13 protein-coding genes are annotated in these 17,203 nt (G+C 60.1%); 12 read left to right on the top strand and 1 reads right to left on the bottom strand.

Annotation, left to right across the window (positions count from 1 at the left end; translation table 11 throughout):
* Positions 1 to 31: 31 nt before the first annotated feature.
* The 6 genes from ACW55A_RS00985 to ACW55A_RS00960 all read left to right on the top strand — a co-directional run bounded on the left by ACW55A_RS00985 (position 32) and on the right by ACW55A_RS00960 (position 6,617).
* Positions 32 to 535: a sigma-70 family RNA polymerase sigma factor gene (locus ACW55A_RS00985; protein ID WP_498810323.1), complete on the top strand. Its 504-nt coding sequence runs from the start codon at positions 32 to 34 to the stop codon at positions 533 to 535.
* On the top strand, positions 532 to 1,509 hold the full coding sequence (locus tag ACW55A_RS00980; protein WP_455807886.1) for a FecR domain-containing protein: 978 nt from the start codon (positions 532 to 534) through the stop codon (positions 1,507 to 1,509). Before ACW55A_RS00985 ends, ACW55A_RS00980 begins: the two co-directional genes overlap by 4 nt.
* Before the next feature lie 269 nt (positions 1,510 to 1,778).
* On the top strand, positions 1,779 to 4,127 hold the full coding sequence (gene fecA / locus ACW55A_RS00975) for a TonB-dependent Fe(3+) dicitrate receptor FecA (RefSeq protein ID WP_455807887.1): 2,349 nt from the start codon (positions 1,779 to 1,781) through the stop codon (positions 4,125 to 4,127).
* A gap of 273 nt (positions 4,128 to 4,400) precedes the next feature.
* Positions 4,401 to 4,829 (top strand): HPF/RaiA family ribosome-associated protein, encoded by a 429-nt coding sequence (locus ACW55A_RS00970; RefSeq protein ID WP_003365451.1) that lies wholly within the window; start codon positions 4,401 to 4,403, stop codon positions 4,827 to 4,829.
* A gap of 859 nt (positions 4,830 to 5,688) precedes the next feature.
* Positions 5,689 to 6,021 carry a DUF3509 domain-containing protein gene (locus ACW55A_RS00965; protein WP_032609541.1) on the top strand — a complete coding sequence of 111 codons (333 nt, stop codon included), beginning with the start codon at positions 5,689 to 5,691 and terminating at the stop codon, positions 6,019 to 6,021.
* Between the two features lie 263 nt (positions 6,022 to 6,284).
* Positions 6,285 to 6,617, top strand: coding sequence for a YXWGXW repeat-containing protein (locus tag ACW55A_RS00960; RefSeq protein WP_003365453.1), 333 nt, complete (start codon positions 6,285 to 6,287; stop codon positions 6,615 to 6,617).
* A 62-nt stretch (positions 6,618 to 6,679) separates the two neighbouring features.
* On the opposite strand, the gene ACW55A_RS00955 is transcribed toward ACW55A_RS00960, so the two are convergent.
* Positions 6,680 to 7,168 (bottom strand): phosphate-starvation-inducible protein PsiE, encoded by a 489-nt coding sequence (locus ACW55A_RS00955; RefSeq protein WP_003316964.1) that lies wholly within the window; start codon positions 7,166 to 7,168, stop codon positions 6,680 to 6,682.
* 411 nt (positions 7,169 to 7,579) lie between these two features.
* Between ACW55A_RS00955 and ACW55A_RS00950 the strand changes: the two genes are divergently transcribed.
* From ACW55A_RS00950 to ACW55A_RS00925, 6 genes are all read left to right on the top strand, one after another.
* Positions 7,580 to 7,846, top strand: coding sequence for a YebG family protein (locus tag ACW55A_RS00950; RefSeq protein WP_003365454.1), 267 nt, complete (start codon positions 7,580 to 7,582; stop codon positions 7,844 to 7,846).
* 705 nt (positions 7,847 to 8,551) lie between these two features.
* On the top strand, positions 8,552 to 9,802 hold the full coding sequence (gene wecB / locus ACW55A_RS00945; protein ID WP_003365455.1) for a non-hydrolyzing UDP-N-acetylglucosamine 2-epimerase: 1,251 nt from the start codon (positions 8,552 to 8,554) through the stop codon (positions 9,800 to 9,802).
* A 167-nt stretch (positions 9,803 to 9,969) separates the two neighbouring features.
* On the top strand, positions 9,970 to 12,186 hold the full coding sequence (locus tag ACW55A_RS00940; RefSeq protein ID WP_032609504.1) for a cellulose biosynthesis cyclic di-GMP-binding regulatory protein BcsB: 2,217 nt from the start codon (positions 9,970 to 9,972) through the stop codon (positions 12,184 to 12,186).
* 12 nt (positions 12,187 to 12,198) lie between these two features.
* The gene (locus tag ACW55A_RS00935; protein ID WP_003433646.1) at positions 12,199 to 14,319 is read left to right on the top strand and encodes a glycosyl transferase family protein; all 2,121 of its coding nucleotides are present in this window, start codon (positions 12,199 to 12,201) and stop codon (positions 14,317 to 14,319) included.
* Positions 14,316 to 16,280, top strand: coding sequence for an NfrA family protein (locus tag ACW55A_RS00930; RefSeq protein WP_455807888.1), 1,965 nt, complete (start codon positions 14,316 to 14,318; stop codon positions 16,278 to 16,280). Before ACW55A_RS00935 ends, ACW55A_RS00930 begins: the two co-directional genes overlap by 4 nt.
* 31 nt (positions 16,281 to 16,311) lie before the next feature.
* The gene (locus ACW55A_RS00925) at positions 16,312 to 17,184 is read left to right on the top strand and encodes an alpha-amylase family protein (protein ID WP_498810318.1); all 873 of its coding nucleotides are present in this window, start codon (positions 16,312 to 16,314) and stop codon (positions 17,182 to 17,184) included.
* Positions 17,185 to 17,203: the final 19 nt, after the last annotated feature.

The raw sequence follows: 17,203 nt of genomic DNA, 5'->3' as shown, positions 1-17,203 counted from the left end.
ATCAATGAGTCCCCGTGGATTGTTTCCCGTGATGCCCGTCGCCCACTCCGCTCTCAATCACACTGTCGAAGGCCTGTACAGGGCACACAACGTCTGGCTGACGACCTGGTTGCGGCGCAGGCTCGGCTGCCCGCACAGCGCGGCAGATCTTGCGCAGGACACCTTCATCAAGGTCCTGGGCGCACGCGATACGCCGCAGATTATCGAACCGCGTGCCTTTCTGACGACCATTGCCAAGCGCGTGCTGTGCAATCACTACCGGCGTCAGGACCTGGAGCACGCCTACTATCAGACACTGGCCGCACTGCCGGAGAGCGTGGCGCCTTCGGAAGAAGAGCGGGCGATCATTCTCGAAACCCTGGTGGAACTCGATCAACTGCTGGACGGCCTGCCGACCCTGGTCAAGCAGGCGTTTCTGCTGTCGCAGGTCGACGGTTTGAGCCATGGCCGGATCGCTGCCGAACTGGGTATTTCCATCGCCACGGTCAAGCGCCATCTGCACAAGGCCGCCCTGCGCTGCTATTTCGCCCTATGAACACCAACAGCGAGTCCCTGAACAAATCCGACATCTCGCCCGCCGTGGCACAGCAGGCCGTTGGCTGGCTGCTGGAAATGCAGGAGGGCACGCTGGATGCCCGCCGTCAGCACGCCTGGCAGATGTGGCTCAATGGCAACGTCGAGCATCAACGGGCGTGGGCGCACATGCAGCGGGTCAATCAGCGCCTGAGTGGACTGTCCTCGCCGCTGGCGCACGCGGCACTCAATGCGCCGAAGTCCGCCAGCCGTCGGCATGCGTTGAAGCTGCTGTTGCTGCTCGGCGCAGGCTCGGCAGTGGGCTGGAGCCTGCGCGAGCAGATCGCCCTGCAACCTTTGCTGGCCGACTACGACAGTGGCGTGGGTGAACAGCGCAAAGTGGCGTTGAGCGACGGCAGTCAGGTGCAGTTGAATACTGCCAGCGCGGTGGATGTGCGTTTTGATGCTCAGCAGCGCCTGATCGAACTGCTGCAGGGCGAAATCCTCATGACGGCCTCGGCGGACACGCGCCCGCTGAACCTGTTGAGTGCCGAAGGCTCGGTCAGGGCGTCGACAGGTGCCAGTCGTTTCAACCTGCGTCAACTGAATGGGCGCACGCAGTTGGCCGTGTTTGCCGGAGCCCTTGAAATAGTCCCTGCCGGCAAGAGCGGCCCCGGTTTGATGCTGCTGGCCAGCCAACAGGTGACGTTCAGTCGTGATGCCTGGGACAAGGTTCGTCCGCTGGACGCAGGCAGTGGCGCCTGGGCGGACGGGATGCTGGTGGCGTCGCGCATGAGGCTGGTGGATTTTCTCGCAGAGTTGGGCCGCTACCGCCGCGGTCGTCTCAATTGCGATGCGAAGGTTGCAGGGCTGCTTATTTCCGGCAGTTACCCACTGGCCGACAGCGAGCGCATCCTCGACATGCTCGAACGCGCCCTCCCGGTGCGCGTGCAACGCTTCACGCGGTATTGGGTGAACGTGCAGGCGCGGGTTTGATCGTGATTGCTCGTTTCCACGCCGGGTCCTCATGGTGACGTACACATCCTGAAGAGCCCGAAATACGGGACTGAAACTCCGCTGACTATCGTCCCCATGCTCCGCGTGGGAATGCCGTTCGTGACGCTCTGCGTCACACAGCGGTTTTTGGATGACAGCTGGATTTGCGCTGGCCGGCTAAAATGTTTCAAAAAGCGTGAGCCGTTTTTCGATCCTCGCGTGACAGACAGGGAAAGCCTCTCTCAACCTTCCGGTCAAAGGACTCCTGCATGTCAGCCCGCCCTACTCAACTTTCACCGCTGGTGCGCACATTGCGCCATGTCATTTTCGGTGCCAGCCTCTCGGTCGGCAGTCTGTCGATGGTGCAGGCTGCAGAGGTCGCACCCAAGGTGTATCACATTGCGCCGAGCGAGCTTGAAGCGGCGCTGAGCCAGTTCGGTCGTGAGTCTGGCGTGCTGATTTCGTATGGTTCGCAGATCACCAGCGGCCTGAAAAGCCGTGGCCTGGAAGGTCAGTACACACCTGAGCAGGGCCTCAACGCCTTGCTCGAAGGCACCGGCCTGCAGGCCATGGCCGATGGCAATAACGGCTTCACCCTGCAACCGGTCAATGCTATTGGCGCGCCGATCGAGCTGGGTGTCTCCACGGTGGTAGGCGACTGGCTGGGCGCGGCGCAGCAAACCAACGTTTTCGAACATCCCGGCGCACGTGACGTGATTCGTCGTGAGGAGTTCGAGCGGGTCGGAGCGACATCGGCGCGTGAAGTGCTCAATCGCATTCCGGGCGTCAATGCGCCGGACAACAACGGCACCGGCAGCCACGACATGGCGCTGAATTTCGGCATTCGCGGCCTCAATCCACGCCTGGCGTCGCGCTCTACCGTGCTGATGGACGGTATCCCGGTGCCATTCGCGCCCTATGGCCAGCCGCAACTGTCGTTTGCACCGATCAGCATGGGCAACATGGACGCAGTCGATGTGGTGCGTGGCGGTGGCGCAGTCCGTTACGGTCCGCAGAACGTGGGCGGCATCGTCAACTTCGTGACCCGCGCGATCCCTGATGCACCTACTCTCAAGGGCGGCATACAAACCGAGACCAGCCCGTCGTCCAGCCACGACGGCTTCAAGACCACCGGCAACCTGCTGGCCGGCGGCACCGCAGACAACGGCCTGGGCGGTGCGATTCTGTATTCCGGCGTGCGCGGCGGTGACTGGCGTGAACACAGCGATACCGAAATCGACGACCTGATCCTCAAGGGTAAATACCAGATCGACGAAGCCAACAGCCTCAACGCCATGGCACAGTACTACGATGGCGAAGCGCAGATGCCCGGCGGCCTGAGCGTCAAGGACTACGACGCCGACCCTTACCAGTCGACGCGCCTGAAGGACAAGTTCTGGGGCCGTCGCACGATGTTCAACTTCGGCTATCGCTACGAACAGGACGCGCGCGTCTTCACCGCCAACACGTTCTTCACCAAGACCCTGCGCAGCGGCTATCTGGATCAGGGCAGCTTCGTTTCCCTGTCGCCCCGCGAATACTGGGTACGCGGTCTGGAAACGCGCTTTTCGCAAGGCTTTGCGCTGGGCGAAACCTGGCATGAAGTCGGCGTTGGCTACCGCTACGTCAACGAAGCCGGTCACGAACTGCGCTACCGCGAACCGGTCACCGGCAACCTGCCGACCACCGCCAGCCGCAACGACCGCGACACACGCGGCGCGACCGAAGCGCATGCGTTCTACATCGACGACCGCATCGATATCGGCAAGTGGACCATCACGCCGGGCGTTCGCTACGAGATGATCGACACCGCGCAGAACAACAACCTCACCAACGCACGCTACCAGGGCGACTACAGCACTGCGTTGCCGGCGTTGAACGTGCTTTATCACCTGACCGACACCTGGAACCTGTACGCCAACACCGAAGGCTCGTTCGGCAGCGTGCAGTACAGCCAGATGCCTAACCGCGTCACCGGGGATGAAGTCAAACCGGAAAAAGCCCGCACCTGGGAACTGGGCACACGCTACGACAATGGCAACCTGCGGGCCGAGATCGGCGCATTCCTGATCAATTTCGACAACCAGTACGACAGCAACCAGACCAACGACACGGTGATCGCACGCGGCGAGACGCGCCATCAGGGCATCGAGACCAGCGTCAACTATGCACTGGAAGGCCTGAGCCCGATGCTGGCCGGCTACGATATCTACGCGACCTACGCCTTCGTCGACGCCACGATCCGCGAAGACGGCCCGAACAAGGGCAATCGCGTGCCGTTCTCGTCAAAGCACAAGGGAACGATGGGCGTCAGCTACACCGAAGGGCCGTGGAAGCTCAATTTCGACAGCTCCTTCCAGAGCGACCAGTTTGCCGACAACGCCAATACCTCGACTGAAAGCGCCGATGGCAGCACCGGCAAGATCCCTGGGTACATGCTGTTCAGCACCCGAGCCAACTACGATTTCGGCCCGCAACTGTCTGACCTCAACGTAGCGGTCGGGATGAAGAACATCTTCAACCGCCAGTACTACACCCGCTCGTTCGACGACAACAACCGCGGCAAATACGTCGGCGAACCGCGCACGGTGTACGTACAGACGTCGGTCGCGTTCTAGTTTCGGACGCCAGAGCGCGAGAGCAGTGTTCTCCCGGACACCTCTCGTTCCTCACGCTCCGCGTGGGAATGCCGTTCTGGACGCTCTGCGTCCGTTCCCGATTCGTAACCTCGCGCCAGGGCAGCCATTTTTTGCTGCGAAATATTTCTTACACATTGGGGTTGAATTGTCAGGCCATTGCCGCCAACACTGTGAATGAGCGCAAACGAAATCGATTCCGCAAGGAATCGTGCAGTCCAGCCTCGCACGAGCAAGCCCTAATAAGGATTAACTATGCAAATCCAGGTCAATAGCGATAATCACATCGAAAGCAGTATCCGACTGGAGGAGTGGGTTCGTACCACCGTTGAAAGCACGCTCGAACACTACGATGAAAACCTGACCCGCGTGGAAGTCCACATCCGCGACGAAAACGGCGACAAGCCTGGCCCGCACGACATCAAGTGCCAGATGGAAGCTCGCCCCAAAGGACACCAACCCATTTCTGTTTCCCACAAGGCCGATACGGTAGATCAGGCTGTGGATGGCGCTGCTGTAAAACTCGATCACGCCCTCGAGCATCTGTTTGGCAAACTGCGCGGCAAACGAGGCGCCGCACCGACCATCGCCGAACAGGATGAAGATCCGGTCAGTCCGGACGCGCTGCTCGAAGAAGAATTTCTGGAAAAAGAGCAGGAGAAAGAAGCCGCTCGTCTGACCTGATGCTTCACTGACACGTTTTGCAAGAAAAGGGCGAACCGGCAACGGTTCGCCCTTTTTGTTCGCCATGGGTTCACGCCCCAATCAGTACGCACCACAAACGCTCGCTGCACAGCTTTGGCCGCCTTGACCCGTCGCTAGCCTCGCAGCCATTTCGATCGCCGGGTGCCGTCCATCGAATTTAACATTCAGCGCCGTGCAGCCCGAGCGCTGTACCTGAGCACCATCGGCGAGCAAAAAAACATGCTGCTCGCTTCCATGAGCAGGCAAGTCAGCCAGTCATACCGACAAGCGTTCAACACTCATCCCGCAGCTCCGCAGCACGACGCTCAACGTCAGAACCTGGACAGTGGGCGAGTACGGTTTCGACCCCGTCTTTACGAATCTCTGACGTCAAGATTCGGTTGTCGGAGTGTCAGACAATCACTCGAAAAAGTCATAAGCAAAACGCATTCGCGAGACGGGCAGGCCATGTCCGGGAGCTGTTTTTCGCCCGGCTTGGAGAGCACTTTTCTCAACCGAACTGAACGGCTCGTCCTGTGGCAAAGCCAACCAGGAAGCGGCTGCGGAGTGCGCCCGCTCGGCGGCTTCTAGCGCATCGCCCCTGCAATATGGCCCGAACCATGCAAAGCCCTGTAGTACGCGCCACGAGGCAGGCCATCAGGACGGCCACTTTCTGGCGCGAACTGAACGTCGTGAATGCGTCAAAGCTTCTCTAAACGAAACCCTGTCATCAGCGCGAAAGACGACAGCAACACCGTCAGCAGCAAGCGCAGGAGTAACGCAACCGCTGATCAGTCGTCGAGAACCAAAAGGACTAATACCCGGTCAACTTATGCAGACCATTGAGCAGGTGAATGATATGGACAATCCTTTTCAGATGATCACGGACACGTTTCACCCTGACTATCGGGTGAATCTGAGCATTCAAGGGCTGGACGGCAGCATCATGCTGACCTTGTCCAACGAATGCGGCGTCGTTGCCAAGCGCTTGATCAGCGCTGCCCAACGCAATGACCCACAACGCCTGCGCAAGCTGATAGAAAGCGTGCAATTCGGCATCGCCATCGAACGTGGCGACAGCGCGATCAAGATTCTTGCAGCGATGACTGACGGCGCGACGCTGAAAAAGACACCTGTCCCGGCCAATGGTCTGTGGCCACAGAGCCAGGCAACGGTGAATGCCGGGGTTTGATGCATGCCTGCCCTTCCCCGCTGTGCAGTGCCGTTGTTGGCACTGCACAGAGCAAGACTATCCCGATGCCGCTCGATACTTTCCAGCCTGCTTGAACGGGCTTTCCCCCCCGTAAAACCGGCCTTTCGCTATCATTCCCCCTTCCTCCTCTTCAGCAAAAGTACAGATACATCCTGCTACAACAATCCTTGCGCAGAAACATTCGAGCGACTGGGCACTGAGCTCAGCGCCACTGCACCTGCGGTTGATTCCGAGGAGGCAACATGTACTTACGTTATGGGGTATTGATCGCATCACTTGCGATAGCGTCAGGCTGTGTCGAGGAGCGCGTGGTTCATGAACGGCCGCATGTCCATCACGAATACGTTGAAGAAGTGATCGCGCCACAACCGCCACCGGAACGCGTCGTCGAGGTGGAACCGGCGCCTCGTCCCGGCTATATATGGGCACGCGGTTACTGGCACTGGAACGGCCAGCGTTTCGTGCCGGTGCATGGCCACTGGGAAGCAGAGCGTCCCGGCTATCACTATGTACATCCGCACTGGGAAAGCGCCGGTGACGGCTGGCACTGGCGTGCCGGGGTCTGGCTGAACTGATTGGGCTCCTGTCCAGCAACATTGCTGGCGGCATCTTGCACAGATGCCGCCACTGCCTTCGATCAGATCTCGCCCTTTTCTTCCGTCACTGCACCTTTGACGGTGCTGGACGAATCGGGAATCTTCGCTGACGGGTACTTGTACGACGCATAGCGCACCACCAGAATCGCAAACGCCAGCAACAGGATGCCGCCACACAGGTAGATGATGCCGATGTCCGGCGGGTTGTGATGGGACACGTCGGAAATCAGCAGCCGGGTCAGTGCAGTGATCGCAACATAGATCAGGAAGCGCACGGGCATGTGGTTGGTCTTGAAATAAATCCCGGTCATCGCCCCCAGTTCGAGGTAGATGAACAGCAGCAGGATGTCATCGACCGTGACGTTGCCTTTCTCGACCATCCCCAGAAATGCGACCACTGACGCCCAGGCAGTGATCGCGCCGATCGCGAACAGGGCGAGAAAGTGGAAGCTCTCCACACACAGGTTGCCCAGTGACTCGGCCTGCGCATGTACGCGGTGTCTTATCTTTACTGCCCATTTATTCCCCATGACGCGTTACCTCTGAACCTTCGTTTATGCCGACCGGATGATGCCGGGTACTCGTGACACCCTTGTGGCCTGCTTTTTAAAGCAGGAACAGGGCCATAGGCTATGGTTGAGAGCGCGGCGGGTTGTCGCAAGGCACATTTGCAGCGCAAAAAAGATGCGTAAACGCCACTATTCAGGCGGGGCTTGATTGGCACATGGCTTTTACTGTATAAAAACACAGTAATCGAGAAATCGCTTCCGCTGTTGCGTCGCAGGCCAGCCTCCCTAAAGGTCTTCACGCAGTGCCCCGCTACACCTGACCGGCGCGCTGGTCATGCACGATCAATGCTTTGCATACCCGCTGGTCAGAGCACGACGCCCTGAACGTCCGGGTCTAGCCCTTTCAACACTGGATAAGACGACGAGGCCAAAATGGCTGTTGAAACCCTTTACCGCAGTACCCGCGATCTGGAGACTACTTTCGTGGACCGTAAACTCGCCGATGCGCACGACCAAATGCTCGAGCTGGCCGAGCTTCTCACCGACGTCCTGATCAAGAACGTGCCGGGGATCTCGGAGAAGCATGCAGAGGACGCGAGCATTTACATGGCCAAGAATCGCGCTGTGTTCGCCGCGGCGTTCAAGAACAACGCGACCGCGCTCAGCGAGCTGTCGGAACCGGCCGAGGCGAAAGACTGATTCCGCTGTGGGCTGCGACTCCCCTCATTGCGAGGGGGTCGCCAATCATTCTCATTTAATGGCTGGGCAATCACCCGTATTGCTGCTACAACTCAATACTGTATATGCCGCGCAAATTTGAACAGCATCTAAGCTAATTCCTAACATCCCGTCTGCCGCTCAGTGTGTCAAACTCGATACATAATCAAAGCTCCCAAGCGTCATTATATCAGCGTCATTTTTGTGAACCCCTTTTCTCTTCCTGTCATTAAACAGGCGTCAGGATTCTGCTGTAGTGACGTACACCTCGCTGCCGATATTTTTGTTGGAACTTTTTGCCATCATCCAGAATTACAGCGGATAACCCAGCACTCAAAACAGCAGGAAAGGCGTTACCAAAAGCCCCGGAAGACCCCGCATTCATTGGCCGAAGCGCCATTTTTCAAAAAATACAACCCTGTACTGACCGTGGTGAAAAACTAAAGTTCCTACCCATTGTTACTTTGAAAAATACTTAATAAAACGTTTTGCTTTATTATCTTGTTCTGCTAATAATCCCGACAATTCCGGGTAACAAGGCATATTGCTACATTCACACTGAAGTGAACATCGAGCCACAAACTCCGATCTTTCCGCCCGAGAAACTCATCAACTCGCAGTCTCACCAAGCTGTTCTCAGCTTGGTTTTTGCTGCTGTGCGGCGCGCTAAAGGCGCGGGAGGAAATAATGGCTGGTCTGCACCCCAGAATGAAGGTCCTTTCCATTTTCGGTACTCGTCCGGAGGCCATCAAAATGGCTCCCCTGGTCAGAGCATTGGCTGCAGAGCCGGGTATCGACTCAAGAATCTGCATTACCGGGCAGCATCAAAGCATGCTGCAACAGGTGCTGGACATGTTCGAGCTCAAAGCCGACTACAGCCTCGATGTGATGCGCCCGGATCAGACGCTGAATTCTCTGACGGCTGCGCTTTACGCGGCGATCGACCCGATTCTGGACGAGATGAAGCCGGACAAGGTGCTGGTTCATGGCGACACCACATCAGCGATGGTGGCGGCCATGTCGGCCTTTCATCGCCGCATCCCCATCGGCCACGTCGAAGCGGGTCTGCGCACCGGCGATATCCGTCAGCCGTGGCCTGAAGAGATGAATCGTCGCTGCATCGATCTGATTTCCGATCACCTGTTCGCGCCTACCGCCGAGTCGCGCCGCAACGTGCTCGGCGAACGCCTGCAGGGCATCTCGTTCGTGACCGGCAACACCGTGATCGACGCCCTGCACCTGACGGCCCAGCGAATCGACAGCAATCGCCAGTTGCGTCATGCCCTGGATCGCCAGTTTTCGTTCCTGGTGCCCGAGCGCAGGGTATTGGTGGTGACCGGGCATCGCCGTGAGAACTTCGGCGACGGCTTCCTCAACATCTGCAAGGCGCTGGGCGAACTCGCCAGGCGTGACGACATACAGATCGTCTACCCGGTGCACCTGAACCCCAACGTACTGGGGCCGGTGACCGAGCACCTGGGCGACCTGCCCAACGTGCACCTGATCAAACCGCTGGACTACCTGTCGTTCGTGCGCCTGATGCAACGTGCCCACGTCATCCTCACCGACTCCGGTGGCGTGCAGGAAGAAGCGCCGTCGCTGGGCAAGCCGGTGTTGGTCATGCGCGATGTCACCGAGCGCCCGGAAGCGGTCGCAGCGGGGACCGTGCGCCTGGTGGGCACGGAAACGGACGCCATCATTCGCGGCGTGAACGCCCTGTTTGACGACGACGCCCTGTGGCAGAACGCATCCCGCGCAGCCAATCCTTATGGCGATGGCAAAGCCAGCTCACGGATCGTCGATGCCCTGATGGGCCGTCCGGTGGATGAATTTGTCGCCGAGCTGCCGCGTCAGCGCCAGGACCCGGTGGACATGCAATTGGATACGCGAATCAAGCCTCAGCACGAACATGCAGAGTTGCGCTCGATGGCCAGTTAGCAAAAAGGACGCGCAGGCAGCGCAAACAAACCCTAAAACAATCCGCAGGAAGCAGTCCGCAAACGATACGGGCACCCGGTTCAGACCGAGTGCCCGAAAAACGTTGTAGCAGACCGGCAGCCTGTATCAAGACCCAATGGCCTTGAGCCTTTACCGAGATCTGCACGATGAAATCTTCCGTTGCCGTAAACATGGGCGCGTTTGGCGTACTTGCCTGCGGGATGAGCCTGCTGGCGCTGATGCCTGCATTCGCCCTGGCTGCCGAAAGCCCCCTGACCCAGGCGATCAACCGAATCACTGCCGACAATCGCCAGGAGCGCGTGATCGAGCTGAGGGAGCTGGGTATCGATCGCCCGATCATCCTCAATGCTACCGACGCACGCCGCGAACTGTACCTGCCGGTGCCGGCCAATGTGCCATTGACCGAGGCCACGCTGAATTTCGATGCCAGCTACCTGAACGGCGAGGCTGGCCGCAACACGCTGCTGCTGTCGCTGGACGGATATCCGGTACGCGCGCTGGGCCTCAATGAAGAACAGGGCAATGCCAGCGCGACGCTGGGTGTCGACAAGGCAGCACGGGAAAGCGGTTCGGTACGACTGGGGATCGCCTGGTCGTCGGTGATCTCGAAAGTGCTTTGCGAAGACGAACGTGCGATCGGCAACGTGTTGCGCATCGACCCGCACACGCGCCTGACGTACAGCTATGACGCCAGCCAGTTGCAGGATGTCGGCGCGGTATGGAATGCACTGCCCGGCAAACCCGGCCTGCTGGTCGCACCCGGCACATTGTCGAACGCCAGCTACGATGCCGCCTGGCGTCTGGGCGTAGCGCTGGAGCGCATCGGCAAGCAGGCACGCATCCTGCCGTTTCCTGCGGTGCAGGACAGCGTGGACCTGAGCGGCCTGACTATTCCAGCGGAACTCAAGCAGATTCCGGCGTTTGCAGGGCTAGAAGGCAAGGGCCAGTACACCCTGCGCGACCCGGCGGAAATCGGTGCATTGTTGATGCTTGGCCAGACACCTGCGTTGCAGGCCGACTTGGCGATCAGCGATCCACAGCTGCTCAAGGCCATCGACGACGCCATGGACGCTCTCCAGGCGCAGGTGCAGGGTCTGGATGCTTCGGCGGCCAGCGCACTGGGCCAGTGGCGCGAGCGTCACATCAAGAAGCCGCTCGCCAACAGCACCGGGGATGACGTGAGCCTGGCCCTGCTGGGCAATCGTGCGCTGCTGATGATCAAGCCGGAGTCGGCCAACAAGGCCATTGGCCTGTTCAGTTCGGCGTGGAACAAACTGGCGCGCAATCGTCAGCTGACCATTGGCGAAGAAGCCGCCATGCCGCTGAGCGAAGACGGTCGCGTCGCGCTGACCCGTCTGGGCGGCAAGCCCGGCACGGTGGATGTGCTGGCAAAAACCGACTGGAGCGCCTCGTTCCCGCTGGGCAGCGTTGCCTATGACGGTCGCGTACCGGTGACTGCGATGATCGATATCGCTGCCGCCCCGGGCGCATCGGGTACACCACCGGTTGCCACGCTGTTCCTCAACGATTACCTGATCGGTGCGATGCAACTGACTGCCGATGGCAAGAAAGAGCGCATCGAAGCCCGCATTCCGCAGTACGCACTGGCGGCGCAGAACGTCCTGCGCGTGTCCTTCCAGCGTCAGCCGGTCAGCAACCAGTGCCTGGAAACGCCGCAAGCGTTCCCGATCTCGGTATTGCCGACCAGCCACATCGTGCTGGACAAGGTCACGCCTGACGAAAACTTCTCGGGCATGGCGGCACGCTTCGCCACCGACACGCAGATCATGGTGCCCAAGGGCTACCTTGAGCGCCCGGCCAGCAGCCTGCCGCAAGTCATCCGCATCGCCAGCGCTTCCGGCGTTTCGCCGTTGCGTGCACAGCTCAGCGTCAGCGATGACGCCAGCGTCGCCGTGACACCGGCCAAGGCGTTCCTGGCCTTCGAACTGCCGGTCAAGGACGGGGCCGAGTCGGTCAAGGCCAGCAACGACGGGCACCTGCTGATCAACCACAAAGAACAGACGCTGCTCGACCTCAAGTCGCTCAACCACCTGGCTTCGCTGCAAGTGATCGAAGCCGGCGGCCAGCACGGCATGGTCTATCGCTCGTTGGGCGGTCAGGCCCCGGTTTTCGAACGTCCGTTACTGCTGGAACGTGGCAACGCCGCGGTGCTGGCTGACAGCGGCCCGATCGCCACCTTCGACGCCAAGGACCCGACCGGCAGCCAGATGATCGAGGAGGAGGAAAGCACCGGCATCGACGCCTGGCGCAAACCATCGCTGCTGTGGCTGATCCCGGCCGGCATCGTACTTTTTCTCATTCTGTTGCTGGCTGGCCGTAGCGCCCGTCGCAATCGCTCGTAACAGGCCGCCGCAATGACGTCGCTCTATTGGCCTTACTGGCTGGCCCATTACTACAGCGTGCTGGAAGTCGCGACGATCGTTGTCGGGCTGATCATTCTGGTATCGAGTATCGATGACCTGTTCATCGATATCTGGTACTGGTCGCGGCGGCTGTACCGCAAGTTCACCGCCGAACGTCGCTACCGGCCACTGACTGCCGAGCAGTTGATTGCCCGCGACGAGCAGCCGCTGGCAATCATGGTCCCGGCCTGGCTGGAATACGACGTCATCGCGCCGATGATCGAAAACATGGTGTCGACGCTCGACTATCAGAACTACGTGGTGTTCGTCGGCACCTACATCAACGACCAGCGCACCATCGATGAAGTGGAGCGCATGCGTCGCCGCTACAAGCAGTTGCACCGCGTGGAGGTGCCGCACGCCGGCCCCACCTGCAAGGCCGACTGTCTGAACTGGGTGATCCAGGCGATTTTTCTGTACGAAAAGACTCACGCCGTACAGTTTGCCGGGACCATCCTGCACGACAGCGAAGACGTGCTGCACCCGCTTGAATTGCGCCTGTTCAATTACCTGCTGCCGCGCAAGGACATGATCCAGTTGCCGGTCGTGTCGCTGGAACGCAACTGGTACGAATGGGTGGCCGGCACCTACATGGACGAGTTTGCCGAATGGCACGGCAAGGATCTGGTGGTACGCGAAAGCATGACTGACACCGTGCCTTCGGCTGGCGTCGGCACGTGCTTCTCGCGGCGTGCACTGATGGTGCTTGCGGATGAAAACCAGAACCAGCCGTTCAATACCGAAAGCCTGACCGAGGACTACGACGTCGGCGCGCGATTGGCTAAGTACGGCATGCAGGCGATCTTCGTACGTTTCCCGGTGCAATTTCGGGTGCTGCGCAAGTCCTGGTTCCGCAAGCCTTATGAGTCGACGCTGGAAATGCCGCTGTGCGTGCGCGAATTCTTCCCTGACACCTTCCGCACCGCCTTTCGCCAAAAGGCGCGCTGGACGTTGGGTATCGGCTTGCAAGGCTGGGAGCAAATGGGCTGGACTGGCTCGTTGGCCAACCGTTACCTGCTGTTTCGGGATCGTAAGGGCGTGGTGACATCGTTCGTCAGCATCCTCGCTTACTTTATCCTCATTCAATTGCTGGCGTTGATTGTGCTGCGCTCCAGCGGACTGTGGAACACCAGCTTTCCGACCCCGTTTGAAACCACAGGTCTGATTCAGTACCTGCTGGTGGCCAACGGCATCGCGTTGCTATGGCGAATCCTGCACCGCTGCTACTTCACTACCGTGCTTTACGGCTGGCAGCACGGTTTGCTGTCGATACCGCGCATGGTGGTCGGCAACTTCGTCAACTTCATGGCTGCAGCGCGCGCCTGGCGGATGTTTCTGGTGGGCAAGGTGCTCAACCGCAAGCTGGTCTGGGACAAGACCATGCATGACTTTCCGTCTTCCGACCTGATTGCCGTAGCGCCACGCCGCCTGGGTAGCGTGCTGCTGTCCTGGCAAGCCATCAACGACGAAAAACTGCAGACCGCACTGGCTGAACAACAGACCCGTCAGCTGCCGCTGGGCAGGATTTTGCTTAGCCACGGCTGGCTCGACGATGAAACCCTGGCTGAGGCCATCGCTTTTCAGAACGACCTGCCACGGGTATTCGACATTGCCGGCAAACGTGCGACAAACGATGTGCTGGCCGATGAGTTCTGCCTGCGCTGGCGTGTCGTGCCGTTGCAAATGAATGCGCTGGGTCGCCAGGAAATTGCCGTGGCCAGCCCGCTGCCGCCTGACGGTCTGCAACAGATTACCGAGCAACTGGGTGCCGAGCCGGTGCAGTTGATTGCCCGTGAAAGCGACATCGTCGCGCAGTTGCGTCAGCTTCAGGTGGTCGAGGGTCAGCCGCTTCCAGCCAGAGCGCCACTGCTCGGCGATCTGCTGATCGAGCAAGGCCTGCTGGACCGCGAAGTGTTCCAGAAAGCCATGCTCGGCTACCGCCCGCATGTGCATGGCCGGATCGGCGATTACCTGGTCGACATCGGCGTGCTGTCCAGAGAAACCATCGAACAGGCTGTGGCACGTCAGCACAACCATTACCGATCTGACGATCAAACGGAGCAGCCACTATGAAGCGCCCCTTCATCCTGTCGCTGCTGGTGAGCGGCCTGGGTCTTGTTGCACCGCTCAGCCAGGCGGAAACACTGCCCTTGCCGTTGACCGGACCCGCCTATGCCATCGCCAACGAAGCCTACATGGCCTACAACCGCAAGGACTACGACCTGGCCATCGCCAAGGCGCGCGAAGCGTTGCGTCAGCGTGCGGATGCCGATCAGTTGCGTGATCTGATTGCCCTGGCAGAACGTGACAAATACCGCCGCGATCACCCGGCCCGCTTCCCCAAGGCGCGCCCCAAGCCTGGCTACCTGGAAGGCAATCAGGCGCTGCGTGCCTACGCCAACCGCGACTACGACGGCTCGGCCAGTCATGCACGCAAGGCCATTGCCCAGGCACCTAAGAATCTCGATTACCGCATGATGCTGATCGAGGCGCTGCAACGTCAGCAGCGTCTGGACGAAGCGCAGGCAGCGATCAACGAGGCCGAGCAGGCACTGGGGCCGCAACAGGTCCTGACGCGTCGTCGGCAGGCGATTCAGGAGCAGGTGGCGGTCGACAAGGCAGCCACTGGCTATAAAGCATTGGCACGCGGCGATAACGACACCGCAGTCAGCGAGGCGCGGGAGGCTGTGCGCAGTTTTCCCAAACAGATGGCCTACCGCAAACTGCTGGTCAGCGCATTGATCGCTCAAGGGCAGTATGCCGAAGCGCGCTCTGCGGCCACCGAAGCGCTGGCGCTGAATGGCAACGACGCCACCCTGCTCGTCCAGCGCGGACAAATGCGTCAACGCCTGGGCGATCAGGACGGTGCACGTCAGGACTTCGCTCAGGCAATGGCGGTCGGCAACCTGCCGCTGCGTGAGCAGGCCTCGTTGTATGCCGCCATGGGCCAGCCGAGTGAAGCACTGCAACGTCTGCAGCAAGCTCGCGATGCGGGCGAACTGCAACCCGGCGATGAAGTGCAGATTGCCTATTTCCTCAGTCAGGCGGGCGATGATCAAGGCGCACTGGATACGTTCAAGCGTGTCGACCGTCAGTCCGGTCTCAAGCCCCGCGAAGTACAGGATGCCGCCTACAGCGCGATGCGCACATCGGATGATGCGCAAGCCATCGCCTATTTCACACGCGTCCTCGATTATCAGCAGACCGGCGATCTGCAGATGCCCGCGCAACAGGTGTTCGACACCCGACGCGCCGTGTCTGATCTGTCCCGTGAATGGGGCCTGACCAACACCACGACTTATCGCGGTGCCAGCACCAGCAGCGGCCTGAGCGGCGCGCCCGGCGGCAGCAATGACAGCGTGCAGAACAGCACCGAAGTGTTCTGGCGCCCCTTCGGTTACCGTAACGCGCGCTTCGTCGAGCTTTACGGACGCGTCACCGACACGCTGTGGAGCAAGGAAGGCGACTCCGACACAGGCGCGGACGCCTTGCAGGGCGCGCTCGGTATACGGGTCAAACCGTTCAGCGCAGTCAACGTGATCGGCGCCTTCGAACGTACCTTTCCGCTGGGCAACTCGAACGCCGACGGCGACTGGCTGGTGCGCCTGGGCTACGGCTCGAGCATCGGCACCGACCTGCGCGTCGATGTACCGAGCTGGTGGACTTCGCAGCTGTACGCTGAAGGCGGGCGCTATCTGCAGGACAAGCGCAACTATTTCAACAGTGAATGGCAGGTCGGGCGCAGCTTCCGTCTGGACAGTATCAGCCCGCGGCTGGTGGTGTTTCCCCACGTAGTCGCCGCAGTGGACTACGATTCAAAGATGCGCAGTGAAGTCGACAGCCTCGGCCGTAGCAGCACATCATCCGGTAACGCTGGCGGTCTTGGTGTCGGTACGGGCGTGCGTTACTGGTTCCGTGAAGACAAATACAAGGCACCGCAGTCGTATGTCGATTTCTCCGTGCAATATCGCGAGAAGGTATTTGGCGATGACCGTGCAGAAGGCGTCTTCGCGCGCATGACGTTCTCGTGGTGATCCACGCCCGTCATCCATCAGGGAGTAATGTTTGAAGGCTCTGGCCGCACTGCTGCGACAGGCAACATTGATCAAGACCTCGGTGGCCGCCCTGCTGGTGGGGGCGATCGCCCTCGGCACCAGCGAGCTGTATCTGCTGATCCAGCCCAAGGGCCCGGGGGTTGTCGGCATCGTCTGGCAACCGGATAACGCAACGGTAGGCATAAGCGGCAACTGGGACAGGCTCGGCGCACGGCAACTGCTCGTGCAGTGGACGGCGGTCGATGATCAGGCGTTCATACCGGGCACCCCGATGACCAGTGTGCCGGTGTTGCCGGACTGGACACGGATCGGCAAGGAGCCGTGGGCCCAGGAAGTGATCCTCGGACTGGCCGGGTACTTCAGCGAAACCCGCTCGCGGGACAATATCGAGCAGCTGGCGGTACTTTCGGCGCAACTGGCCAAGGTGAAAACGCCGCTCAATGTCACCGGCTGGTACTTCCCCGCCGAGGTCGACCCCAGCTGGAGTCGTGCCAAGGAGTTACCGGCACTGCTGGCGAAACTGCCCAGACCACTGTGGATCAGCGTCTACGACGGCGCCAATATCGGGCCCGCCGCCACAGCGGACTGGCTGAAAACCTGGCTGCCGGACGATATCGGTGTGTTCTTTCAGGATGGTGTGGGCGTCTATGCCCGCACCGCTCCGGTTGCCCGCACCTACGCCGACGCCCTGCGCAAACGGCTGGGCAAGAATCGCGTCAGAATCATCGTCGAAGCCTTTCGCCCGCAGATAGGCGGCGGCTTCCGCCCGGCAACGGCGGCCGAACTGAAACCGCAGATTGCAGCTTTCGATGGCTATCCGCTGTACCTGTTCGACGGTCCTCACTATGTGACACCCGACCTGATAAAAGCCCTGAACAAGTAGAAACACGTGGCGCTGGACG

The organism is Plantibacter cousiniae (nom. nud.), assembly GCF_977070315.1.
The sequence above is the reverse complement of the archived record's forward strand: the minus strand, read 5'-3'. Positions and strand labels throughout refer to the sequence as shown.